17 protein-coding genes are annotated in these 23,186 nt (G+C 68.9%); 11 read left to right on the forward strand and 6 right to left on the reverse strand.

Translation table 11 applies throughout. The features are described from left to right. Positions 1 to 72: 72 nt before the first annotated feature. Complete coding sequence (locus ACSU6M_RS12830; RefSeq protein WP_437069685.1) at positions 73 to 1,560, reverse strand: ROK family transcriptional regulator; 1,488 nt, start codon at positions 1,558 to 1,560, stop codon at positions 73 to 75. Between the two features lie 311 nt (positions 1,561 to 1,871). Here ACSU6M_RS12830 and ACSU6M_RS12835 point away from each other — a divergent pair, with 311 nt between their 5' ends. From ACSU6M_RS12835 to ACSU6M_RS12845, 3 genes are all read left to right on the forward strand, one after another. Continuing rightward, positions 1,872 to 2,969, forward strand: a complete 1,098-nt coding sequence (locus ACSU6M_RS12835) for a Gfo/Idh/MocA family oxidoreductase (RefSeq protein WP_437069687.1) — start codon at positions 1,872 to 1,874, stop codon at positions 2,967 to 2,969. Beyond that, positions 2,966 to 3,481 (forward strand): heme-degrading domain-containing protein, encoded by a 516-nt coding sequence (locus ACSU6M_RS12840; RefSeq protein WP_437069689.1) that lies wholly within the window; start codon positions 2,966 to 2,968, stop codon positions 3,479 to 3,481. Before ACSU6M_RS12835 ends, ACSU6M_RS12840 begins: the two co-directional genes overlap by 4 nt. Positions 3,482 to 3,632: 151 nt before the next feature. Further along, positions 3,633 to 4,529, forward strand: coding sequence for an aromatic prenyltransferase (locus tag ACSU6M_RS12845; protein ID WP_437069691.1), 897 nt, complete (start codon positions 3,633 to 3,635; stop codon positions 4,527 to 4,529). Positions 4,530 to 4,654: 125 nt separating this feature from the next. On the opposite strand, the gene ACSU6M_RS12850 is transcribed toward ACSU6M_RS12845, so the two are convergent. From ACSU6M_RS12850 to ACSU6M_RS12865, 4 genes are all read right to left on the reverse strand, one after another. Beyond that, positions 4,655 to 5,512, reverse strand: a complete 858-nt coding sequence (locus tag ACSU6M_RS12850) for a fumarylacetoacetate hydrolase family protein (protein WP_437069693.1) — start codon at positions 5,510 to 5,512, stop codon at positions 4,655 to 4,657. 130 nt (positions 5,513 to 5,642) lie between these two features. Then, positions 5,643 to 6,338, reverse strand: coding sequence for a YidC/Oxa1 family membrane protein insertase (locus ACSU6M_RS12855; RefSeq protein ID WP_437075114.1), 696 nt, complete (start codon positions 6,336 to 6,338; stop codon positions 5,643 to 5,645). A gap of 216 nt (positions 6,339 to 6,554) precedes the next feature. Beyond that, positions 6,555 to 6,872 carry a DUF6412 domain-containing protein gene (locus ACSU6M_RS12860; RefSeq protein ID WP_437069694.1) on the reverse strand — a complete coding sequence of 106 codons (318 nt, stop codon included), beginning with the start codon at positions 6,870 to 6,872 and terminating at the stop codon, positions 6,555 to 6,557. 115 nt (positions 6,873 to 6,987) lie between these two features. Beyond that, positions 6,988 to 7,818, reverse strand: coding sequence for a class E sortase (locus ACSU6M_RS12865; RefSeq protein ID WP_437069696.1), 831 nt, complete (start codon positions 7,816 to 7,818; stop codon positions 6,988 to 6,990). A gap of 140 nt (positions 7,819 to 7,958) precedes the next feature. On the opposite strand from ACSU6M_RS12865, the gene ACSU6M_RS12870 reads away from it, so the two are divergent. The 3 genes from ACSU6M_RS12870 to ACSU6M_RS12880 are packed head-to-tail and all read left to right on the forward strand — an operon-like array spanning position 7,959 to position 10,494. Further along, the gene (locus ACSU6M_RS12870) at positions 7,959 to 8,975 is read left to right on the forward strand and encodes an SEC-C domain-containing protein (RefSeq protein WP_437069698.1); all 1,017 of its coding nucleotides are present in this window, start codon (positions 7,959 to 7,961) and stop codon (positions 8,973 to 8,975) included. A gap of 37 nt (positions 8,976 to 9,012) precedes the next feature. Next, entirely contained in the window at positions 9,013 to 9,990 is a 978-nt protein-coding gene (locus ACSU6M_RS12875) for a NaeI family type II restriction endonuclease (protein WP_437069700.1), read from the forward strand. Positions 9,991 to 10,005: 15 nt separating this feature from the next. After that, positions 10,006 to 10,494, forward strand: coding sequence for a very short patch repair endonuclease (locus ACSU6M_RS12880; RefSeq protein WP_437069701.1), 489 nt, complete (start codon positions 10,006 to 10,008; stop codon positions 10,492 to 10,494). Here ACSU6M_RS12880 and ACSU6M_RS12885 read toward each other — a convergent pair whose 3' ends face one another. Further along, positions 10,495 to 11,715 (reverse strand): DNA cytosine methyltransferase, encoded by a 1,221-nt coding sequence (locus tag ACSU6M_RS12885; RefSeq protein WP_437069702.1) that lies wholly within the window; start codon positions 11,713 to 11,715, stop codon positions 10,495 to 10,497. A 580-nt stretch (positions 11,716 to 12,295) separates the two neighbouring features. Here ACSU6M_RS12885 and ACSU6M_RS12890 point away from each other — a divergent pair. From ACSU6M_RS12890 to ACSU6M_RS12910, 5 genes are all read left to right on the forward strand, one after another. Beyond that, positions 12,296 to 14,404, forward strand: a complete 2,109-nt coding sequence (locus tag ACSU6M_RS12890) for a hypothetical protein (protein WP_437069704.1) — start codon at positions 12,296 to 12,298, stop codon at positions 14,402 to 14,404. A 14-nt stretch (positions 14,405 to 14,418) separates the two neighbouring features. Further along, the gene (locus ACSU6M_RS12895) at positions 14,419 to 15,348 is read left to right on the forward strand and encodes a hypothetical protein (RefSeq protein ID WP_437069705.1); all 930 of its coding nucleotides are present in this window, start codon (positions 14,419 to 14,421) and stop codon (positions 15,346 to 15,348) included. Further along, positions 15,341 to 20,908, forward strand: coding sequence for a DEAD/DEAH box helicase (locus ACSU6M_RS12900; protein WP_437069706.1), 5,568 nt, complete (start codon positions 15,341 to 15,343; stop codon positions 20,906 to 20,908). The genes ACSU6M_RS12895 and ACSU6M_RS12900 overlap by 8 nt, the downstream gene beginning before the upstream one ends. A gap of 135 nt (positions 20,909 to 21,043) precedes the next feature. Next, complete coding sequence (locus tag ACSU6M_RS12905; RefSeq protein ID WP_437069708.1) at positions 21,044 to 22,468, forward strand: PIN-like domain-containing protein; 1,425 nt, start codon at positions 21,044 to 21,046, stop codon at positions 22,466 to 22,468. Between the two features lie 116 nt (positions 22,469 to 22,584). Then, the gene (locus ACSU6M_RS12910; protein ID WP_437069709.1) at positions 22,585 to 23,181 is read left to right on the forward strand and encodes a hypothetical protein; all 597 of its coding nucleotides are present in this window, start codon (positions 22,585 to 22,587) and stop codon (positions 23,179 to 23,181) included. Positions 23,182 to 23,186 lie beyond the last annotated feature (5 nt).

Below are 23,186 nucleotides of genomic sequence, written 5' to 3' on the forward strand. Positions count from 1 at the left end.
AGTCCGCTCGATCAGCGGAGGCGCGAGGGGGGTGTTCCTCAGGCGCCGCACCGCCTCAGGCGCCGCCCCGCCTCAGGCGTCCGCCCGGCCGAACAGCGGTGCCAGCAGCAGCTGGGCCGCGCCCTCCGCGACCCCCCGCGCACCGCCGGGCGCGAGCCGGACGGGGACGGGCGAGGCGGGGCCGCCGCCGCGCCGGGCGTGGGCGTCGAGGACGGCGCCCACCCCTCGTACGAAGACCTCGGGCGCCGCGGTGACGGTGCGGCCGCCGAGCAGGACCAGGTCGATGTCCAGCAGCCCGACCAGGTTGGCCGCGCCGACGCCCAGCACCCGGGCCGCCTCGGCGACCTCGCCGCGGGCGACGGCGTCCAGGCACAGCACCTCGACGCAGCCGCGGTTGCCGCAGGGGCAGGGCGGGCCGTCCAGGGCGATGACCTGGTGCCCGAACTCCCCCGCCCCGGTGCGCGGCCCCCGGTGCACGGCCCCGCCGATCACCAGGCCCGCACCGAGCCCCGTGGCCAGATGCAGGTAGGCGAACGCCCCGCCCTCACCGGCCGCGGCGAGACCGAGGGCGGCCGCGTTGGTGTCCTTGTCCACCACCACCGGCACCCCGAGCCGCCCCGCGAGCGCGTCCCGCAGCGGAAACCCGTCCCATTCCGGAAACCCCGTGACCCGGTGCAGCACGCCGTCGACATGATCGAGCGGTCCGGGAAGCGCGACCCCGACACCGAGCAGGGTGGGGACACGGGTGAGGGGGCGGGAATGCGGAGGGGCCGGCGGGACCGACGTCACGGGACCGACGTCCCGCACCGGCCCCCCGGTCCCCGGCCCGTCATCACGGCCCAACCCCTCGGCCACCCGCTGGGCATCCGGCACCGGCCCTTCGGCCACCGGACCGCCATCCCCCACCGGCCCTTCGGCCACCGTCCCGTCATCACGGCCCGACCCCTCGGCCACCCGCTGGGCATCCGGCACCGGCCCTTCGGCCACCGGCCCTCCATCCCCCACCGGCCCTCCGGCCACCGTCCCGGCATCACGGCCCGACCCCTCGGCCACCCGCTGGGCATCCGGCACCGGCCCTTCGGCCACCGGCCCTCCACCCCGCACCGGCCCTCCGGCCACCAGCCCGCCACCCCCCACCGACCCCCCAACCACCAGGCCCGCGTCTCTCACCACCCCCTCGGCCACCACCCCCACCGCCTCCAGCACGGTCTCCGCCCCCGCCCCGAGGTCCAGCGGAGCGCACCGCTCCGCCACCACCGTGCCCGCGAGGTCGACCAGGACCGCCCGCAGTTCGTCGCGGTCGAGGTGGACGCCGATCGCGTGCCCTGCGCCCGGCATCAGCCGCAGGACGGTACGCGGCTTGCCGCCCGTGGAGGCGCGGCGGCCGGCCTCCGCGGCCAGCCCGTCGGCCCGCAACCGGGCGGTGATCTTGGAAACGGCCTGCGGGGTCAGCCCGGTCCGCTCGGCCAGCTCCAGTCGGCTGATCCCGTCCGCCCCGGCGGCCCGCAGCAGCCCGAGGACGAGGGCGGCGTTGTGGCTGCGCAGGGCGGGCAGGTTCACTCCTACCGCCCGCGCACCCCCGGCCGCGCGCCCCGGCGCCGGATTCCCGCCCGCCGCACGCGCCGCGGCCGATCGCGGAGGCCGATGCCCACCTGCCGCACTCCCGCCCACCGGGCGATCTCCTCCCCCACCCCCGGCCACCACGTGACCTCCTCCCTGGCCCCCGGCCGCCGCCCCGCTCCCCTCTGCCGTCGCCCTCCCCCGAGCCGCACTCCCCCTGCTCACCGCATCCGCATCCGCCTTCGCCCTGTTCACGCCCCCATTCTCTCCCCCGCTTGCACTTTGGCAACAGCGTTGCGAAAGTGGGCTGCATGACTGCTGGCACTCCCTCCCTCGGCACGACCCCCCTCCGCGTGGGCCTCGTCGGCTACGGCCTGGCCGGGTCCGTGTTCCACGCCCCGCTGATCGCCGCCACCGAGGGCCTGACCCTCGACACGGTCGTCACCTCCCACCCCGAGCGGCAGGAGCAGGCCCGCGCCGCGTTCCCGGACGTACGCGTCGCCGCGAGCGCGGACGAACTCCTCGCCCGCGCCGACGAGCTGGACCTCGTCGTGATCGCCTCCCCCAACAAGACGCACGTCCCGCTGGCCACCGCCGTCCTGGGGGCGGGCCTCCCGGTGGTGGTGGACAAGCCGGTCGCCGGTACCGCGGCCGAGGCGCGCGAGCTGGCCGCCCTCGCCGAGAAGCGCGGCCTGCTGCTGTCCGTCTTCCAGAACCGCCGCTGGGACAACGACTTCCTCACCCTGCGCCGGCTGATCGACGAGGGCGCCCTGGGTGACGTATGGCGCTTCGAGTCCCGTTTCGAGCGCTGGCGCCCGCAGCTCAAGGGCGGCTGGCGGGAGTCGGGCGACCCGGCGGAGATCGGCGGTCTGCTCTACGACCTCGGCAGCCACGTCGTCGACCAGGCGCTCGTCCTCTTCGGCCCGGCGGCCCAGGTGTACGCCGAGTCGGACGTGCGGCGGGCGGGTGCGCAGACGGACGACGACACGTTCATCGCGATCACGCACGTGAACGGCGTCCGCTCCCACCTCTACGTCTCGGCCACCACCGCCCAGCTCGGCCCGCGCTTCCGGGTCCTCGGCTCGCGGGCCGGGTACGTCAAGTACGGCCTGGACCCGCAGGAGGCGGCCCTGCGTGAGGGCGCCCGCCCGGGCGACGGCACCGCCTGGGGCGTGGAGCCCGAGGCGCTGTGGGGCCGGGTCGGCTCCGGGGAGTCCCCGGTGACCGGCGGCGGCCACCCCGTGCCGACGCTCCCCGGCGACTACCCCGCGTACTACGCTGCGGTCGCCGCCGCCCTGCGCGACGGCTCCGCGAACCCGGTGACCGCGCTGGAGGCGGCCGCCGCGCTCGACGTACTGGAAGCGGCCCGTCGTTCGGCCCGAGACGGAGTGGTGGTGGCTCTTCGATGAACCTGCACAGCACGCACAAGCCGGCCATGACGCCGAAGATCACGCCGGAGCTCACTCCCAGCGTGGAGGAGCTGGAGGCGCAGGAACGGCGGCTGGTCTTCCGGGAGTTCACCGCCGACGACGCCTGGCGGCTCGGCTCGCTGCTGGTGGAGCTGGCCCGTGAGCGCCAGGCGCCGGTCGCGATCGACATCCACCGCGCGGAGCAGCAGCTGTTCCACGCCGCGCTGCCGGGCGCCACGCCCGACAACGACGCGTGGATCGCCCGCAAGCGCCGGGTGGTGGAGCGCTACCACGCCTCCTCCTACCTGGTGGGCGCCCGCTTCCGGGCCAAGGGCACCACCTTCGAGGAGTCCTCGCGCCTGGACCCCGACGTGTACGCGGCGCACGGCGGCTCCTTCCCGATCACCGTCGAGGGCGTCGGCGTCATCGGCGCGGTGACCGTGTCCGGCCTGCCGCAGCTGCAGGACCACCGGTTCGTGGTCGAGGCGCTGGAGGAGTTCCTCAAGCTCTGAGCCGGGGGCCGGGGCGCGCACCCCCAGGGTCCCCTGGGCGATTCAGCGCCACTCGACCGGTATCCGAGCCCCCAGGGCGATGATTCAGGCCACTCAGCCCGTACCTGTTGCTCGGGCTACGCCGACTGACTCATCGTTCCTGGGGGGTTTCATGTCCGGAAAAGCCGATACAGAGCGGCTGCACTCGGCTGCGGAGGAAGTGGCCGCGCTGCTGGACGTGACGGTGGACCACGACCACATGCGGTCGCTTCTGGCCGCGTTCCAGGACGTGCTGGTCTCCCCCTTCGTCTTCAACATGACCGCCCACAAGGGGGAGGTCACGGGCCTGTCCCTCGACTTCGGGACGGTGACGAGCGAGGGCGACCCCTATACGCGGGCCGTCGCCCACGGTCTCGTCGCCGGGACGGACCATCCGATCCGGGGCGTGTTCACGGAACTGCAGGCCCACCTCCCGGTCCAGGTCTACGGCGTCGACTACGGCGTCACCGGCCGGTTCAACAAGGCGTACGCCTTCTTCCCGCTGGGCGAGCTGCAGGACATGCGCCGGCTCGCGGAGGTCCCGGTCCTGTCGCGCGCCCTGTCCGAGCATGTGGAGCTGTTCACCAAGTTCGGCCTGGACAAGCATGTGTCGGCCGTCGCGGTCGACTACACCAACCGGACCTGGAACGTCTACTTCAACGGACTCTCCGCCGACCACGTCGAGCGCTCGGCCGTCCTCTCGCTGCTGGACGAACTCGGGTTGCCGAAGCCGAGCGAGCACCTGCTGGAGTTCGCCGAGAGCTCGGTGGCGCTGTACCCGACCTTCGGCTGGGACTCCACGCGGGTCGAGCGGTTCTGCTTCTCCCACCGGACCACGGACGCCGAGGCGCTTCCCACGCGCGTCGAGCCGGTGCTGGGCACACTCGCCCGCAAGGCGCCGTACACGTACGAGGGCGACCGCGCGCTCGTCTACGCCGGTGCGCTGTCGCACAGCAAGGAGTACTACAAGGTGGCGGCCTACCACGAGATGGCGTCTCGGGCGCAGGAGCGGGTGCTGAGCCGGAGCTGACGGCGGTTGCGGAACCGAGCCGGTCGCCGGAACCGACCAGCTTGCCCGGCGAGGGGCGAAAAGCCCTCCGCCGGGCAACCGGCGCTCAGCAGTTCCCCGCCCCCGGCCCAGGTGCCCTGGGCCTCTCAGGCGTCCTTGAGTTCCTGCCGCTGCCGGCCGAGCCCGGAGATCTCCAGCTCCACCACGTCCCCGGCCCGCAGATACGGCTTGGGCTCCGGCTGCCCCATGGCCACACCCGCGGGCGTCCCCGTGTTGATGACGTCCCCGGGGTGGAGCGTCATGAACTGGCTGACGTACCGCACGACCTCGCCCACCGGGAAGATCTGGTCGGCGGTCGTGCCGTCCTGCTTGAGCTCCCCGTTGACCCACAGCCGCAGCCGCAGGTCCTGAGGGTCGGCCACCTCGTCGGCGGTCACCAGCCAGGGGCCCAGCGGGTTGAACGTCTCGCAGTTCTTGCCCTTGTCCCACGTGCCGCCGCGCTCGATCTGGAACTCCCGCTCGGACACGTCGTGCGCCACCGCGTACCCCGCGACATGGGCGAGCCCCTCCTCGGCCGAGTCGAGGTAACGGGCGGTACGGCCGATGACGACCGCGAGTTCGACCTCCCAGTCGGTCTTGGTGGATTTCCGCGGTACGAGCACGGTGTCGTCGGGCCCGACCACCGTGTCCGGCGCCTTGAAGAAGACGACGGGCTCGGCGGGCGGCTCGGCGCCCGTCTCGCGCGCGTGGTCGTGGTAGTTCAGCCCGATGCACACGATCTTGCCGATCCGCCCCAGCGGCGGCCCGATCCGCAGCCCCGCCGCGTCCAGCACGGGCAGCTCACCCGCGTCGGCGGCGGCGCGGATCCGGCCGAGCGCGGCGTCGTCGGCGAGCAGCGGTCCGTCGATGTCCGGGACGAGCCCGGACAGGTCCCGCAGAGTCCCCTCGGCGTCCAGCAGAGCGGGGCGCTCCGCCCCGGCCGTCCCGACACGCAGCAGCTTCATGGTCACAATCTCCCTTGATCGCGTACACCCCGGCCGATGTGTGCGGTCATCTCAGGGGTTGGTCGATCCTCCAAGCTGGGCATCCACTCCGCAAGACCCGGTTCACGTACTGGACCGTAGCCCCGCGCCCCTACGGGTGCAGCAGCGCCCGCTCCACCGCGCTCCAGGCGGTGCTGGTCACGACGTAGAGCGCGGCCGCGAGCGGCACCACGGCGACGGTGACCAGCGTGAAGAAGGACAGGAACGGCATGACCCTGGCGATGCCGCCGGCGCCGGGGGTGTCCAGCGGGACGGCGTCGGCGAGGGCCGCCCGGGTCCGCCGGTAGTTGAAGACGGCGATGCCCGTGACGACCGCGAACAGCACGACGTACACCACTCCCGCCTCCCCGAGGACCCCGCCCGCCGCCAGCGCGTCCGTCCACCGCTCGCCCAGCGGCGCGCCCAGCAGCCCGTGGGCGAGCAGCGCGTTGGGCTCGCCACCGATCTCGGAGCTGGAGAACAGGTGGTACAGGAGGAAGAACGCCGGCAGCTGGAGCAGGCTCGGCAGACAGCCGGACAGCGGCGAGACCTTCTCCTCGGCGTGCAGCGCGAGGACCGCCCGCTGGAGCTTCTCGGGATCCTTCGCGTGCTTCCTGCGCAGCTCGGCGACCCTCGGCTGCAACGCGGCCCGCGCCCGCGCGCCCCGGGCGGCGGCCCGCGACAGGGGGTGCACCAGCAGTCGTACGAAGGCGGTGAACACGACGATCGCGGCGGCGGCCGCGGAGGCGTGGAAGAGCGGCTGGAGCAGGCCGGCGAGCTGCTCGACGAGGGTGGCGAAAAGGGACAGGGGCGCGGACAGGGGTGTGGACAGGGATGTGGACATGGGTGAGCCCTCCGGACGTCATGGGGTGAAGACATGGCGGCAGGACGACCCGCGCGGGCGGGGCCACGTGGGAGAAGGATCTCCGTGGACGCACGTGATCCGACGTGACGTCGCGAGGTGACGTGACGTACGTGACTAGGCGATGGAGCTCACGTACGTGACTAGGCGATGTGACGTGATCTACGTGATCGCGTGGCTCTGCGCGAGGGTCGCCGGGAGGGCGTGTCCGGGTGCTCGCGGGCGGCGGCGGCCCCGGGCGTCGGGGTCGCGTTGCGGCAGGAAGGCGGTCCGCAGGTCACGGTCGCGGATGGCCGTACGTACCCGCGTCGGCGGTACGGACGGCGTGCAGCGCGCCGCGATCACCGCGCACACGGTCAGCGCGGCCCCGGCCGCGGCGGTGGCGGCGAGGGCGACGGTGACGGCGTAGAGGCCACCGGAGTCCAGCGCGGCGACGGCGAGCAGGAGGAGCAGGAGGATGCCGACGGGCCGTCGGATCATGGGCTGCTCCTTCCTCCGTACGCCTTCTGCGGTTCCTCTGCTCCCGCTGCCCCCTCGGGCCTCTCCGGGCTTTCGTGGGGCGGGAGTTGGACCCAGGTTACCTCGGCGCTGGGCGTCAGCGGGGCCGGATCGAGGTGAGCGTGCCCCACACCACCAGGCGGTACGCCGACGAGTACGCCGGGGTGCAGGTGGTGAGGGTGAGGTAGTGGCCGGGCTCGCGGTACCCCTGACCGCGGTGCACCACGCTCATGGGCACGGGCCGCAGCACACCGGTGTCACGGGGCGAGGTGCGCGGCAGGATCCGGTCGACGGCGTAGGTGTATGTGGCCCCCGCCGTCTCCACGTCCACCCGGTCACCGGGAGCGAGCCGGTCCAGGTGGCGGAACGGCTCGCCATGGGTGTTGCGATGCCCGGCGAGCGCGAAGTTCCCGGCGGCGCCGGGCTGTTGGGTACCGGGGTAGTGGCCGGCGTACCCGAGGTCGAGGACGTCGTCCTTGCGGACGCCTTCGGCGACGGGGACACGGAGGTGGAGAGAGGGGATGGAGAGGATGGCGTAGGCGGGGTGGGCGGGAGGTGCGGAGGAGGGGTTGGAGGACGAAGGCCGGGAGGCCGAACCGTCGCCGGAGTTCCCGCCGCCGGACTGCCCGTAGGCACCCGACGCGGAAGCGCCGGCCGATCCCTCCCGGTACTCCCCGCGGCCCACCCCTCGATGCCGCCGCTCTTGATGCTGCCGGTCTTGGTGCTGCCGCTCCCATACGCGTTCCAGGGCGCGGACCTGGCGCTCGGCGCCCGCCTTGGCCTGCCGGTTGGTCCACCAGAGCTGATGGACGACGAGGAGGAGAAGGACGACCCCGAGGGTGACGAGGGTCTCACCGCAGCCGCGCAGGACGCGTCGGCGCAGCGCACGCCGGCGCACGGTCCGGTGCTGGACGACGGGCACGCGCATGGGGCGCCTCCGTGAGGTCCGCGGGCGGGTGGGACCGCCTGCACGATAGGAGGCCGGCCCCGAGGTCACCAGGCATGTGCACGCATCGGAGGCCCGAGGATGCCTCACCTTCTCCGCCGCCCGGCAGTACGGTGTGGACCATGCGCCCCGACACGCCTGCCGAGAACGTCGACCACACCGCCGAAGCGGCACGCCTGGAGCGGACCGCCGGCCTTTACCCCGAGGACGCCGAGGCCCTGCTACTGCGCGCCGCGGCCCATCTGGAACTGGCCGGCGACCGCCCGGCGGCGACCGCGCTCTACGACCGCCTGCTGGCGTCGGGAGAGGGCGTGGACAACCCGGCCCTCGTCCGCGCCCTGAAGGCGTCGAACCTGTGGGAGTACGGCCACGAGGCGGAGGCCAGGGCGATCATCGAGGGCGTCCGCGGTGCGGCGCCGCGCGATCCGGCGCCCTGGGTGATCGTCGCGGAGTCCCTGGAGTCCCACGACGAGCTGGAAGCGGCGGAGGAGACCTTCACGCAGGGCGTACGCCTGCTGGTGCCCGCGGGCCAGGGGGCTCCGCCCCAGGCCACGCACCCCCTCCTCTTCGGCCGCCACCGGGTCCGCCGGATGCTGGGCGTCCCGCACGACGCGTGGGACACCCTGGCCGACACCCTCCACACGTCCCCGGTCTCCCTGGACGAACTCCACGACCCCAAGCGTGTGTGGTCCCTCGGCTCGAACAACCCGGCGGAACTGGAAGCGGAGATCACCCGCCTCCGCGCCGAACTGGGCACCTACCGGGAGGCCCTCTCCCGCCCCTTCCCGGTGGCGATCCTCCACTGGCCGAAGCGCGAACTCACCGAGCTCCTGGAGGCGTATCCGTCCCTGTCGACGGAATACCCCTCCCACGAGGAGCACCTCGCGACCATAGAGTCCGCCCTCCGGGAACTGGCCGCCTCCGGCACCGCCAACCTCGGCATCGTCACCGGCACGGTCCCCTCCTACGAAGCCTTCGCCGCCTCGGAGGGCACGTCCCCCTCCGACGCCACCCTCCTCCCCCAGTACGCCACCACCCTGGCGGCCCGCGGCCGGGCAGCGGCCTGGCCCCCGGCCCGGGAGGCGGAGTGCTGGTGCGGGTCGGGGAGGGTGTATGGGGAGTGTCACGGCTTGGCATAGCTGACAGAGCTCCCATTCCCCTATAGAAAACGGAACCTTGAACGACTCACTGTTTCCTGAGGACATCGTCGCTGCCGCGAACATCGCCCAGCCTGTTGCGCCGCCAGAGAATGACCCTGACCTTGAGGAGGTCGTCTCCTGGTTTAAGGCGCAGGCGAATCTCGAAAAGAGATTCGGTCAAAGCCTGCGGCAGGCGATTGACGAGGTGCTGGACGGCCAGCGCACGGGGCGCTTCAACATTGCTGAACTAGAGAAGACCGAGAAGACCTATCTGGGCACAAAGGTCGAGATCATTCTCCGCGCCGAATTCGATCTGGGGCGCGGACAGAACATGGACTACTCCATCGTCGGCCACCAAGTCGACTCGAAGTTCACCATCGGGGAGAACTGGACCATACCCCACGAGGCTGATGGTCACATATGCTTGCTCACCAAGGCGAACGACCACAAGAGCACTTTCGATGTCGGGCTGATAAGAATTCACGACTCCCTCCTCAATATCGGGAGGAACCGAGACGGGAAGCGATCTCTGTCCGCCGCAGGCCGGGCCGCGGTCCACTGGATTACCCGAGGCGGGAAACTCCCGGAAAACATTCTCCTGGGCCTGCCTGCCGAAGAACGGACAGCGATCCTCCCTGCTGCCCGCGGGCGCCGGGGCCGGGGAAACGGCGGCCAGACGCGCACCAATGAGCTCTTCCGGAGGGTGCAGAAGCGGCTCATCAACCGCAATACGGTTCTCACAGTGGCCCAGCAAGACGACAGCCCGAAGCGGGTACGCGATGCCCGGAACCATCTTCGCCCTGAAGGCATCATGATCCTGGGTGACATGAAACGGCACCCGCACATCGCACGAGACCTTGGTCTCCCCGTCCCCGATAAGGGATCGTGGGTATCCGTAAGGGTCACAGAGGCCGCAGAGCTCCCGGCAGACCGGAGAACCACCTGCATCGATGGCAGGCATTATGCCGTCTGGCAGGATGGCGACCCCGAAGTGCCCGCACCCGTGGACTACTGACGCAGGATCCGTTACATGACTGAAAGTCCGGATAACGCGACGACTCCTTGGACACCGCCGTCAGGTTCCTGGGCATCTTCAGCTGCGCGGCGCCGGAACATGCAGGCCATCCGTAACCGGGACACAAAGCCAGAGTGGCTCATCCGGCGGCTGGTTCACGCCCGAGGACTGCGTTACAGAGTGGCCGCCAAGCCGCTTCCCGGCCTTCGCCGGACCGCCGACATGGTCTTCGGCCCGGCGAAGGTGGCTGTTTTCATTGACGGGTGCTACTGGCATGGCTGCCCTGAGCACTATGTCCCGCCGAAGACCAATCCGGGGTACTGGTCCGACAAGGTCGCCCGGAACATGGCCCGTGACCGTGACACCGACCAGCGTCTGGAGGAGGCTGGCTGGACGGTACTCCGGTTCTGGGAGCACGAGCCGTCGGAAGACTGCGCCGCGCGGATCGCCGCTGAGGTGGAAAAGCGGCGATCCGCGGCGCGAAGGGACAGGGCGGAGGGCTGATCAGCCCTTCTTCTCGTCACGCTCCCGCGCGGCCTTGAGGACCTCAATGATCGACTTGCCGACGGCCCTGGCGACCGGCGGCGGGAAGGCGTTGCCCACCTGCCGGTACTGCGCTGTCTTGCCGCCGGAGAAGTCCCAGCCGGAAGGGAAGCCCTGGATGATGGCAGCCTGCCGCACGGTAAGCATCGGCCCGTCCTCGCCAAGGAGATCCCGGCCCTGCGTCTCCTTGGCTTTGCAGGTGTCGATGTCGTTGGCTACGCCCATCCCGGAAATGCCGAGCTGCTTCCAGGCAGCTTTCGCGCGGCTGGGTCCAAGGTCCGCACCGCCGTGCTTCTTCGACCCGCCGACGAGGGTGGGCGCGATGCCACCGCCCTTGCCCTTCAGCTCGGCATCACGGTCGCGGGCCATCTTCAGCCAGCGGTCGAACTTCTCCTGCGCCAGCCCGGCAAGGGCCCCCGTGCAGCACTTCTCGAACCGCTCACGCATGGACGCCTCAAGGCTGTCAGCAACGCTGACCGGCTCCTCATGAGTGGCCGTAGGCCACTCATACTTGAGGTCCTTGATCACGTCATCGCGGAACGCCACAAGGATGGCTCGCGGACGGAGCTGCGGGACGCCGAAGTCACTGGCCTCCAGGATGTCCCACTCTGCAACGGTGTATCCCAGGCCCTCGTCGTAGGCCAGCTGCCCGTCGTCGCCCCGGTATGAGCCGCCTTCAAGCCGCGCCTTGATCCAGTCGCGGTAGTCCGAGAACTTGGGGTCCATGATCCCGCGAACGTTCTCGATCATGACTGCGCGCGGCTTCAGGGTGTCGACCAGCTCCAGCATCCGGGGGAAGAGGTCCCGCTCATCGTCCTTGCCCAGCTGCTTGCCCGCATGGGAAAACGGGGGGCACGGCACACCGCCGGCCAGGAGATCAAGAGAGCCGGGCTTCAGCAGCTCGGCGCTCTTCGTTACGTCGCGGTACGGCTTGAATTCCTTCACGTCCATCGACAGGACGTCGCAGTGCTCTCTTTCCCACGCCCACACCTCATGCTCCTCGATGTTGAGCTTGAGTGTGTCGACCGCATACTTGTCGATCTCGACGAGGGCCAGGTGCCCGAAGCCCGCCTGATGCAGGCCGATCGCCTGGCCGCCGGCCCCTGCGCAGATCTCGATCGACGTGAACTGAGGCACCGTCGCTACCGCGTTGGCGCTCCCCGGTTCCTTGGTGTGGGTCATGCCCCCTCCTTACAGCCGTACCGCGGCAGACTCATCTTGCAGTCCACCATCACTGAGGGTGACAGACCCCACTGACAACGGGACCCACCAAGTGTGCAACACGCCCAGCGGTCCACTGAACGCACCCTCCATGATGCGAACACTCGTACGATATCCATGGGCGGATGCCCTGCGGGCAGAAGACGAGCCAGTCAGAGCCCGGGCACGCTCCGGCATCCCTACGGAGGAGATAGAAGGCCGCTGCCCATCATGCGGTATCCGCTTCCGGCCCGTCAGGCACGTGCCCCTGTTGAAGGGCACCCACGCTAGAGACCGCCCGCGCATGACATCGGGCGGGTTTCGGCCAGCGCCAGGCAAAGCAGTAGGACCAGGACACCGAACTCACCTGCTGCGCAGGTAGCAGGCGTAGTAATGTGATCGATCCGTATACGCACAGAGTGGGTTTCCTCCGCTTGCCCACTTCGCGGACAGGGACGCCGAGTTGCCGTCCCGGCTTTTCCGGGTGAGGAAGGGAGTCCTCGCCAGGCGAATGCTCGCTGCCGCGGCTGGCACGCGGACGTGGGCCGGGGCTGGAAGGTCGATGAGGGCGGCGTACGACGACTGGCACGAGGTGCTCTCAGCAGAATTCTTTGGTCCAGACCATGAGTCTCGCAGCACGGTCCTGTATGTCGACGAGGAGGTCGAGCGGGACCTCGCAGAGCGCTACGGCATCGGGGCGAGTCTGGTCCAGGCCGTCGCAGGTGAACTCAACTGGGACGATCCGGAAAGAGCGCTCTTCAGCCGCATCAAGAGCCGGTGCTCGGCCTGGACGCGCGGCGCACGCGAAGAACCACCGCCGAGCCTGCCCCTGTTAGCTCTGTCCGTCCTCGCCGCAACGCGGATGGCTTCCTCTGAGGGAATGCGCAGGAGCAACTTCTACGGACGATGGATCCAGCTGTTCGGCGAATCACCGTCTAGTTACCGCGCGAATAAACTCGAACATGACTTTCCCGTGGTCGCCGCCATGTGGGAACAGCTCCACGACTGGCTAGGGGAGACAGGCGGTCGTCACGGCGCCAGCACCATCAGCACCGACGACCACTACTGGAAAATCGGCTTCCCTATCTCGCAGGCGCTCATTCGCGGGGCAGACCGGCAGATCCTCACCCGGTTCTTCGCCTCCACGGGTCTCAGACCGCACAACCCTCGCAATGTCTCTGGCCGGGAGCTGTTGCGGCGGCTCCGCGTCTGGACCGCTGGGCGCCACCGGCACCTCTCCCCTCGTCTCACCGCCGAGCTCGCCAACGCTGCCGAGACGGGCGAGGTCCTCATCACCAGTCTCCTCAAGCGACTGGCCGACGACTGGGACGGGACGCTGCACGAGCCGGAGCGCTTGCACCGGCGTCGGGCACTCGGCCTGCGCCTCATGGCCGCAGACCGCGGAACGCGCCTTGAATGGCTGGCTGAGACGGTTCAAGGGGTGCCTGCGACTCAGGTCAGCTTGCCGGGTGGCCGGACGTTCGCGCTCCGCGAGGGTTACGGCGACGTCTATGACGGGTTGGAGACACTGCGCCCCTCACCGCAGCATCTCGCCCAGGGGCTGCGTCTCGAAGGCGACGAGCTCGTCCTGGAGTGGGTGCCACAAGATGTGGTGCTGCTCCGGATGCATTCGCACCTCGGAGAATGGGTGAGCGCCGAGTACTTCGAGCCAGGCGAACAGCACTGGATCCTCGCTGTGGAGTCCGCCGTCCGCGACGTCAGAGCCATGCTCAGCTCGCTCGGTGCCCGCACTGTCCGAGAGCGGCCGGGACCCGTCGCAGGATGGAAACTCTTCACAGGCGTACGCGCGATCGGCGACAGCGGTCTCATCCGGACCCTGGACCGGGGCGGAGAACACGTTCATGTCCTGGAGCCACAGGTCCGGGAACACGTGGAACTCTCCGGCGGGCTCCGTATCGCACCCGAGTACCGGGCGGGTGCGGGCGTGGCAGGCCACTACCTCCGCGGCGGCGCCCCGGACCTGCGCCTGCCTGCGGGAGAGCCCCCTGACAGGCTGGTAGAAGTCGTCCTCGACGGCCGTGCCGAGAGGTTACGTGCTGATCCCCGCGTCCCGTTCCCCCTCTGGCGTGTGCCGCTGGAAGAGGGCAAGCACCACGTCATGACGGCCGGCGGCAGTGAGGTTTTCACTCTCCACGACGGACTGCACGAAGGGCTTCCCCCTGGCACCGGCTCGCTCGGCTACCGCTCCACAGGCGGTGCCGCAGAACAGCGGCTCACAGAGCCGGAATCTACGGATGCGGTGATCCGTGGAGCGTGCCTCCCGGAAGCGGGCGCCTTGCCGCGAACTGAGCTGGTGCGGTGCCCCGTACTGGAAGCCATGCTGATCGACTCTCGCGGTCAGGTCCTGAAGGTGCGCCAGCGGCCCGCTCCGGCCTGGATGCTGCGGCGCGGCCTGCCTGATGAAGTCCTCACCCCCTGCCTGGAGGTCGAGGTGCCTGCCGGCTACGTCTGGTTGATCTACCGCAAACCAGCACGCTGGTCGGTGAAGCTTGTCACCGAGGAACGGGACATCCCCCAGCCCTCCCCCGGAGCGGACGCCTTTTCCTGGGCCTACGCCGTGATCAGCGCAGCCGGCTGCCTGCAGACCCCCGCTTGGCGCATGTACGTGGCAGCGGCGAACGGGATCGCGGGGAAGCGGGGGATGTCATGACCGGTCCTGGTGACGTGCTGCTGCGCTGGGTGAGCGAGCTGGGCGCGGGGACGCTCCCCGACATCAAGCAGGGAATGTGGTGGCTGGCTGAAGCCCGCTGCCCGGATGTAGAACCGGGTGCCCCCGGCCGCTGGCTGCGTGATGCCGTATCCCTCGCCTATCTGGACATCGACTGGCGCAACAGGCGCTGGTGCGCGGCCCCGCCCGCGCTGACCCGTCTTCCGCGGGCGCGAGGCCTGGCCGTTCTGACCGGCAGCAGGACGGCCGCGTTCGAGAAACGGATCGAACTGGCATTGCGGGAGTCTCCGCTCGAGGTCTTCCGGGTGCCGAGCGCCCGCCCTGTCCGCGACATCCCCCTGCCCGTCTCCTTGCTCATCCAGTTCGATGACGAGGCACAGCTGAGAGATCTGTCAGATGAGCTCGGAGTCACTTACACATCGTGCTTTGCCCGCCAAGGCGCCGCCCTGCTCCCCCAGCTGGCCCTCGAAGTGCCGGCGCCACCACCAGAGTTCGGGCAGCCGCTGGAACGCTATGACCTGGACCGCCGCGCCTACCAGTGGATCCGACGCCCGCAGGGAGACGGGTTGTACCGGATCAAGCAGGGCGACGGCAAGCGCGTGTGTCAAGTTCTCCGCGAGGGCGAATGGTATGAGACGGGCCACGAACAAGGGGTCTACTCCGTGCTCGGGCAGCAGGGCCCGGACGCGGACGTCCTCCGGTGGATCCCTGACCCCCATCCCGGCTGCGGACTGACCGGCACCCTCCACGTCGACTGGGGTTATCCGCTGCCGGACTTGCACCGCCGGGTAGCCGTCCTGTGTTCGGGGATGGCCCCACGGATCAATGACAACGCTGAGAACGTCGCGTACGACAACGTCCCCAGAGACGTGGCTGAGAAGATCGCCGACTCGCTCGGCCAGCACCTTACGGAGAACCATGAGTGACACCGCCGACGTGCAGCCAGGCAACCTCGGCCAGGAGACCGACATCCTGGGAACGTTCGAGCATCTGAAGGACGCGCTGTTCCGCTACTACAACACCCCGTTCGGGCTTGCCGACGCCTACTTGGAGCGAGAACGGCAGCTGCTCTTTGACACCGACAGAGGCGCGTGGCGCAAACCCCTGATCGAGGTGCGCCCCCGGTATGTGTCGATGGAATCCGGTATCGCTGATTCGGTCCGCGAAGCGGGAGCCCTGCCAGAGCTGGCCGACCTCGTTCAGCTAGGTCTCCTGGAAGGTGTTCCTTCCCTGTATGAGCACCAGCATCAAGCCCTCATCGCCGCCGTGCGGGACAAGCGCGACGTGGTCGTCACGGCGGGCACCGGTTCCGGTAAGACCGAGTCGTTCATGCTGCCCGTCCTGGCTGACCTGGTGCAGGAATCCGCTGCCTGGCCGACCGCCTCGCTCCCGCATAACCGCTGGTGGGGGTCCCCCGATGGGGCATACCAGCCGCAGCGGGCAGGAGAGAGGGGCCGGCACGCGGCCGTCCGGGCCATGGTCCTCTACCCCATGAACGCTCTGGTCGATGACCAGATGATGCGTCTGCGCAAAGCCCTGGACAGCGACCCGGTACGCGCGTGGCTGGAGCGGTCCAGGCCAGGCCACCGCTTCTACTTCGGCCGCTACACCGGGGCGACGCCTGTGCCCGGCGACATCGGATCGCCCGCTGGTGTGCGGACCCTGCGCAGGGAGTTCACGGCGACCGAGGAACGATCGCGGCAGGCGCACAAAACCGGAGGGGATGGCAGGTTCTTCCTGCCGAGGCTCGACGGCGCGGAGATGCGCTGCCGCTGGGACATGATCCAGGCACCGCCGGACATCCTGATCACGAACTACAGCATGCTCAACGTCATGCTGATGCGCTCACGCGAGTCAGGCATCTTCGACAAGACCCGACGCTGGCTGAACGAAGTCCCTGACGCCCGCTTCACGCTGGTGGTCGACGAACTCCATATGTACCGGGGCACCGCGGGCACGGAGATCGCCTACCTGCTGCGCAACCTGCGGCACCGCCTGGGCCTCACGGACAGACCGGAGAAATTCCGCGTCCTTGCGGCCTCGGCATCGCTCGAAGCACCACGGGACCTCGGCTTCCTTCAGGAGTTCTTCGGTGTCGACGGCAGCCGCTTCGAGGTTCTCGGTGGCAGACTCGACCTTCCGGCACGCACCCGCCGGGACATCTCGGAGCACGCTGACCGGTTCGCGGCACTTGGTGACGCTCCTGATGCAGCCGAAGCCGACACAGTGCTGGCAGAGACCGGTGCGTCCGACGCGCTGGTCAACGCCCTCAGGGACGGCGACCGGCTCGTCACCGGCTTTCACGACCAAGTCGCCGCCCGGCTCTTTCCTCAAGTCCAGCCCACCCGCCAGGAGGCGGGACTGCGCGGAGTTCTCACGGCACTGCGACACTCCACGGATCCGAAAGCCCCGAGGCTCCGCGGCCATCTCTTCTTCCGGAATATCCCCGGCGTATGGGCGTGCTCCGATCCCGGCTGCCCGGACGCCGAACGCCCGGAGGGCGCCGACCGGACGGTCGGAAAGCTCTACTCCCGGCCAACTCCGCGATGCGGCTGCGGCGCTCGCGTCCTCGAGCTGCTCTACTGCCAGAACTGCGGTGACGTCTTTCTTGGCGGCTATGCCCCCAGATCGGCCTTCGAGAAGGCTGAGCGCGGGTTTGACGCCGGCCTGCTGGCGGACCTGCCTGACCTCGACTCGCTTCCCGACGCCGCCGCCCTGGGGCCCAACGCCAGCAATTACATCGTCTACTGGCCGCGGACGGACGAACCTGCCGTGAACAAGCTGGCCTGGACCTCGTCCTCCGACAAAGGAGTGCTCAGCGCGAGCTTTGAATTCAAACGAAGCAAGTACGACCCCCGGACAGGACGCCTCCGCAATCACGGGGACCACACCGGATGGTCCTTCCACGTCACTGTTCCGCGTTCCAAGAAGGGCAAGTCCAGGCTCCGGCCGGAGAACCTGCCGGCCGCGCCGACCCAGTGCCCCCGGTGCGGCGATGACTGGGAAACTCCCAGGCTAGGAAGAGATCACCTGAGCCTGACCGACAGCCGCCGCATGCGGAGCCCTGTGCGGTCCATGCGGACTGGTTTCGAAAAGGTGAATCAGGTCCTGACCACCGGGCTCCTGTCCCTGCTCCGCAATCCGCAGGCGGTGGTCTTCTCCGACAGCCGTCAGGACGCCGCGAAACTCGCCGCTGGTCTCGGCCTGCGTCACTATCAGGACTTGCTGCGCCTGATGCTTGCTGAGGCAGTCGACGGCCAAGGGGATCCGGCAGCGGACCTCGCCGCCGTGTCCGGCTTCTACCGGCAGACTCCGGGGACGGATAGGGAGACGGCTCTAGCGGCACGTGAACGGCTACGGGCGCGCGATCCTGAGACCTACGACAAATGGGAGCGGATCCAGAGCCCTCCGTCTGCCCTGAGTCTCGCGGCTCCCCCTGACCCGTCCGAGGAGGACGAGCTCTACGCCCTGCTCAGCCGTGTCCCGAGCCTGGTCAGCCATGCCGCTGAAGTCGCGGAGCGTCTTGTGGGCATGGGAGTCAACCCAGGAGGACCTAAGGCGTCCCTGCAGCGTGTGGCGCCCCAGAAAGGAACTCCGCAACCCTCATGGACATCGCTGTACCGCTGGCCTGACGGTGACCGCGGCACAGTTCAGCCTGAGGCAGGCATCAGCCTGAGCGAGCGCCAGCTGCACCTGCGGCAGGACATCCAGGAGACTCTCAGCACGGAACTGCTTGGCGGTCTCTTCGGCAGCGCTGGGCGGGACTTCGAGTCGCTGGGTCTCGGCTGGCTGACCCTCGTAACCGATCAGGTGCCGCTGGACGCCGAGCCGGCCTCCGACGCGGCACTGGTACGGGCCAGTCTGCGCGTCCTCGGCCACATGCGCCGCTTCGCCGGACTGCGCGGCGCACTTGACGAACCGCCCAAGCGGCTCCGTGACTTCTGGGCCCGCGCGGCTGAGCACCTTGATCAGGAGCCCAGCGAACTACAGCGAACCGTGGAGCGCATCTGGGGGCCCGCGGTCACCAAGTACCTCATCCTGCCGCAGCACGTAGCACTGCGCCGCGGCCGCGACGTGTCCTGGACCTGCCGTCATTGCAGCCGCCGCCACCTCCACCCTGGAGTCGGCGTCTGCACAAAGTGCTACCGTCCGCTGCCCGAGCAGCCGGAGGCGTTCCACGGAGTCGAGACCGACTACTACACGTGGATGGCACGCAAGCGGCTCGGTGACTTCCGCCTGAACACAGCCGAGCTGACCGGCCAGACGGACAGGATTGACGCGCAGTCCCGGCAGGCGCGCTTCCAGGGCGTCTTCCTTGACGGCGAGGAGCACCCGCTGCCGGACGGCCTCGATGTCCTTTCCGTCACCACCACGATGGAAGCCGGCGTCGATATCGGCCCGCTCTCGGCGGTACTCATGGCGAACATGCCGCCGACACGCTTCAACTACCAGCAGCGAGTCGGCCGCGCCGGCCGCCGGAACTCCCCGGTCGCACTCGCGTTGACGGTGTGCCGGGGACGCAGCCACGACGAGCACTATTTCCAGGACCCCCAGCGCATCACCAACGACCCCACCCCAAGGCCTTACCTGTCCACCGAGATGAAGGACATCTACCAGCGAGTACTGGCAGCGGAGGTCCTGCGCCGGGCCTTCGACGCCGTCGGCAAGGCCCGCGGTGACGACAGCGAGCTCGATCCCACGCGGAACGTCCACGGCCAGTTCGGCCGCTGCGCCGACTGGCCCACGGCGAGGGACGCTGTGAGCGGTTGGATCGACTCTCATCGTTCCGAAATCCGCGCCCTGGCCGAGGCGCTGGCGGAACGGACACGCAGCGTCTGGCCGGCCGAGGAAGCGACGGCCTGGGTCGCTGAGGAACTCGTGAAGCGGGTCACTGAACTCGCTCGCCAGGATCGCGGCCATCACGAGCTCAGCCAGAGGCTGGCCGAAGCCGGGCTGCTGCCCATGTTCGGCTTCCCCACATCTGCCCGGTACCTGTACACAAGGCGTCCCGGCGACTCGTACCCCTGGCCCCCCGCCGGTGTCGTCGACAGGTCGCTGGACATCGCCATCTCGCAGTTCGCCCCCGGCGCGGAGACGGTCAAGGACGGGCAAGTCCACACGGCCACGGGCGTAGTCGCCTTTGAGCCCACGGGCAAGGTGCCACGCGCTGTCGATGAGCCGCTCGGGCCTGCCCGCTTCGTCGGCATCTGCCGTGCCTGCGGACACCTCGCCGACGACATCGGCGCCGGGACGGCCGAGGAGACGAGCAGCCCGCTCCTGCCCTGCCCAGCGTGCGGCGCCGCAGACGGCTCCTACCGGGAGATTGAGCTCCGGCAGCCGGAGGGCTTCTTCTGCGGGAGCCGTCCCCGCGACTTCGATGGCAACTTCGCATGGCGCGCCCGTTCGCTTGCGCCACGCACGGCGACGGACCTAGAGCGCGACGCTCCTCTGAGGATCTCGGAGCCCGGCCTGGTCGTCCACGCGGGCAAGGGACGACGCTACGCGGTCAACGACAATGGGGGCCGGCTCTTCGAGTTCGCCAGGGTCCGGCCGGCATCACGCTGGGCGGGAGCGTATGTGGAGAAGGGTGCCGCGGAGCTTGCACCGTTGCGCAGCGAGGATCTCGCGGCAGACACGACGACTGTGACCACGGCTCTCGGTGCCACGCAGCACACCGACTTGTTCCTCGTCGGGCCCGCGCATGCGGAGCTCGTCAAGCCCGGCCTCCGACTCAATCTCGCCTCTGTGCCCCAGAGCACTGGCTTTCCCGACGACCGGTCTGGCCGACGGGCAGCGTGGTACTCCCTGGCCGCACTCCTGCGCACCGCTGCGGGCTCCCTCCTCCAGGTCCAGCCTAACGAGATCGCTGCTGGTATCCATGGAGCCGGCTCGGCCACGAGGGAAGCGCGTACCTTCGCGTTCCTGTCCGACACCCTGGACAATGGGGCCGGTTACTGCACACACCTTGCCGAGCCTGACATCTTCCAGGACCTCATGCAGACCGCCCGGAAGATGGTGGCCGCGTTCTCCTCCGGCGCGCACAGCCGCGACTGCCGGGGTTCGTGCTACGAGTGCCTGCGCGACTACACGAACATGGCGTACCACAGTCTGCTCGACTGGCGGCTTGCCTCCGACCTGCTGGACATTCTTGAGGCAGGGGAGGATTACCGGGAACAGCCGGTAAGGCAGGCCGCGGAGCTGCTCCGGAGCTGGGCATCCGATTTCCCCTCAGGAGACGCCCAGTTCGTTGAGGATCTCGGGGGGACAGGACCCGCGGTCCTGTTCGAAGAACGTCTGTGGGTGGCTGCCAAGAGCCCGTTCGAAGCGGCGGACGAGTCGCTGTCGTCGCAGCGGATCAAGGATGTACGCGCCGCGGCCGCAGCTGACGGCGGCGGCGTCCCTGATGTCGTGTTCATCGACGAGTTCGTTCTCGACAAGGCACCAGCACGTGTGACAGCCCTCCTCGCTGACTTCTCAGCGTTCTAGCAAGAGGTGAAGGCACCCATGAGGAGGACGGAAGAGAGGGAGATGGCTCCCGACGGTGCCAGACAGGAGCGTCTGGCCGCTGGCGCACTGTGACAAGATGATCACGGGAACAGGTCACGGGAGTCGGAGGCTGAGATGAGCGATCCCGTTCTGCTCAAGCGGTTCGCCGCATGGCTCCAGCCGCGGCCGTCGGCAGAAGACGCCGGCCGCGGCACGTTCTTCACGGACGGGATCATCGTCCTGGACACGAACGTGCTGCTCAGCCTCTACGAGTACACGGAGACATCCCGGGAAGAAGTGCTGTCGGCGCTGGAGCAGGCTGCGGGACGGCTTTGGATGCCGTACCAAGTCGGGCTGGAGTTCGTCCGCGGCCGCCGTAGCACGCTGGAGTCCCGCAAACGGGCCCTCTCAGACGCCGCCTCCGAGGTCAACAAGAAGCTCATGGCCGCCCGGAAAGCGATCGTGGAGGCCAAGAACCTCGTCTGCGCGCAGCTCGACAAGTACGCGCGTGCGTCCGCGGAGATAGCGGCTCTACAGGAGCTGGCCAACGAGAGCCAGGTCGACGCGCACTTGTCCGTCTACCGGCAAGAGTTCAAACAGTGCCTCGACATGCTGAAGGCTGATCACGGGCTGGCTCTGAACTCCGCCGACGCCGAGGATCCGATCCTCGCCCGGATAGCGGACCTCTACGGCTCGGCCGTCGGCCAGCAACCGGATGACGAAGTACTCCGACGGCGCATCGAGGAGGCGACCGGCTTCCGGTTCCCGAATAAGATCCCGCCCGGATTCTCGGACTCTGGCAAAGACACCCCGCTGAAATCGGCCGGGGACTACCTTCTCTGGGAAGAGCTGATCGAGCATGTAAGCCAGCTGCCCGACAGCGGCCGCCATGTGCTCTTCGTGTCGAACGACACGAAGGAGGACTGGTACGAGCCTGGCTCCGGATCGAGCGGATCCAGGCCTTGGCCAAGTCTCGTCGACGAGTTGCAGCGGAGGGCAGGCGCAGATCTCCGGATCGAAACCCCGCTCCACTTCTATGGCGGGATCAAGGAGTTCCTGGACGCCGAGCTCGCGGAAGACACATACGCCGAGATTGAGCGCGTGTCCGAAGCATTCCACTCGAAGGTTCCGGACCCCCGGCTGCTGGTTACCGAGGAGACGGCGCCTCACTTGGCACCGCCCGAAGGACTGGCGGTAGCCGCGTTTGAATCAGTCGGGCTCGCGTCTTCAGCGCTTCGCGCGGCTGTCGAGTCCGGTTCGCCGTCTCAGCGCATGTTCCAGTGGTGGCTGATCGGTGTCACAGCCCAGCTCGGAAGGCGGGCCGCGGAAGACTCAGAGCCTTCTGTCGGCATCGCCGCAGCCATGAGAAGCAGCGAGCCGCCTTCATCGTCCTGGATTCCGGGCACCGTTCTGTCGCCAGGTGAATGGCTGCACCGCGACTCGTCGTGGATCGCCCCCTGGTTCATGGATCTGCTGGAATCCTCACCGCAGATGGACCGTGCTGTGCTGCGCAGGCTCGCAGCACAGCAAGCGGAGGACAACCGCCGCTCGGGGAGCTGAGGTCAGGGTCCCTCCACGCACGCGTGCCATGCTCGATTGATCCGGCCACGCCGGGCTGCTTAGCTAGCCTCCCTCACTCCGTGAGTACATGCCAGGACGGACAGGAGAGGCGTAGCGTGGCGATAGAGGATCATGGCGCGTTCGAAGTGTGGCAGCGTCTCAAGCCAGACACGGAATTCGCGGTCAGCGAGTTGCGTGCGGCTCTGGAGGATCCCGAGGTAACTCCTGCCGCCGTCCTTGATGCCTACCTGTTCGCGAAGCGTGCCCTGGCTGAGTCCATGCAGTCACTGATGCGGTCACAGCTGCCCGCCTCCTCCCGCGCCGCGTTCCAGGAGCTGCGGACGCGCGTTCAGGAGGAGTTGCGCTCCCGCTTCGCGGGTCTGGTGCCCGATCGATACCTACGGGTCCCTTACGGCACAAAGGCCAACGAGGAACTCTTCGCAGTCCTCCACCAGGAGATGGGATCGCCCGTTGACAGCGCGCGCCTGCGCACCATCAACGCCGACGACATACACACAGAACGCCGCATCAGAGAGCTCAGGGAACTCGGACTCGACATCAACCCGTCCAAGGTGAACGGAAACCAGTACTACGTCCTTAGCTCGCTCGACCTTGACAGCGAACGCGTGCGGGAACTCCCAGTCAAGGCGATCCGCAATGCGAAGTCCCTGTCAAAGGCGGACAAGGAGAAGCTGATCGCACGGATTTCGTAGCACGG

The organism is Streptomyces sp. enrichment culture (assembly GCF_964272895.1).
Taxonomy (GTDB): Bacteria; Actinomycetota; Actinomycetes; order Streptomycetales; family Streptomycetaceae; genus Streptomyces.

Coding starts and splice junctions, on each gene's coding strand:
- ACSU6M_RS12840 (WP_437069689.1), top strand. CDS start 2,966: ATGAACCTGCACAGCACGCACAAGCCGGCCATGACGCCGAAGATCACG.
- ACSU6M_RS12865 (WP_437069696.1), bottom strand. CDS start 7,818: ATGCGCGTGCCCGTCGTCCAGCACCGGACCGTGCGCCGGCGTGCGCTG.
- ACSU6M_RS12835 (WP_437069687.1), top strand. CDS start 1,872: ATGACTGCTGGCACTCCCTCCCTCGGCACGACCCCCCTCCGCGTGGGC.
- ACSU6M_RS12900 (WP_437069706.1), top strand. CDS start 15,341: ATGAGTGACACCGCCGACGTGCAGCCAGGCAACCTCGGCCAGGAGACC.
- ACSU6M_RS12860 (WP_437069694.1), bottom strand. CDS start 6,872: ATGATCCGACGGCCCGTCGGCATCCTCCTGCTCCTCCTGCTCGCCGTC.
- ACSU6M_RS12880 (WP_437069701.1), top strand. CDS start 10,006: ATGACTGAAAGTCCGGATAACGCGACGACTCCTTGGACACCGCCGTCA.
- ACSU6M_RS12890 (WP_437069704.1), top strand. CDS start 12,296: ATGAGGGCGGCGTACGACGACTGGCACGAGGTGCTCTCAGCAGAATTC.
- ACSU6M_RS12845 (WP_437069691.1), top strand. CDS start 3,633: ATGTCCGGAAAAGCCGATACAGAGCGGCTGCACTCGGCTGCGGAGGAA.
- ACSU6M_RS12885 (WP_437069702.1), bottom strand. CDS start 11,715: ATGACCCACACCAAGGAACCGGGGAGCGCCAACGCGGTAGCGACGGTG.
- ACSU6M_RS12870 (WP_437069698.1), top strand. CDS start 7,959: ATGCGCCCCGACACGCCTGCCGAGAACGTCGACCACACCGCCGAAGCG.
- ACSU6M_RS12850 (WP_437069693.1), bottom strand. CDS start 5,512: ATGAAGCTGCTGCGTGTCGGGACGGCCGGGGCGGAGCGCCCCGCTCTG.
- ACSU6M_RS12905 (WP_437069708.1), top strand. CDS start 21,044: ATGAGCGATCCCGTTCTGCTCAAGCGGTTCGCCGCATGGCTCCAGCCG.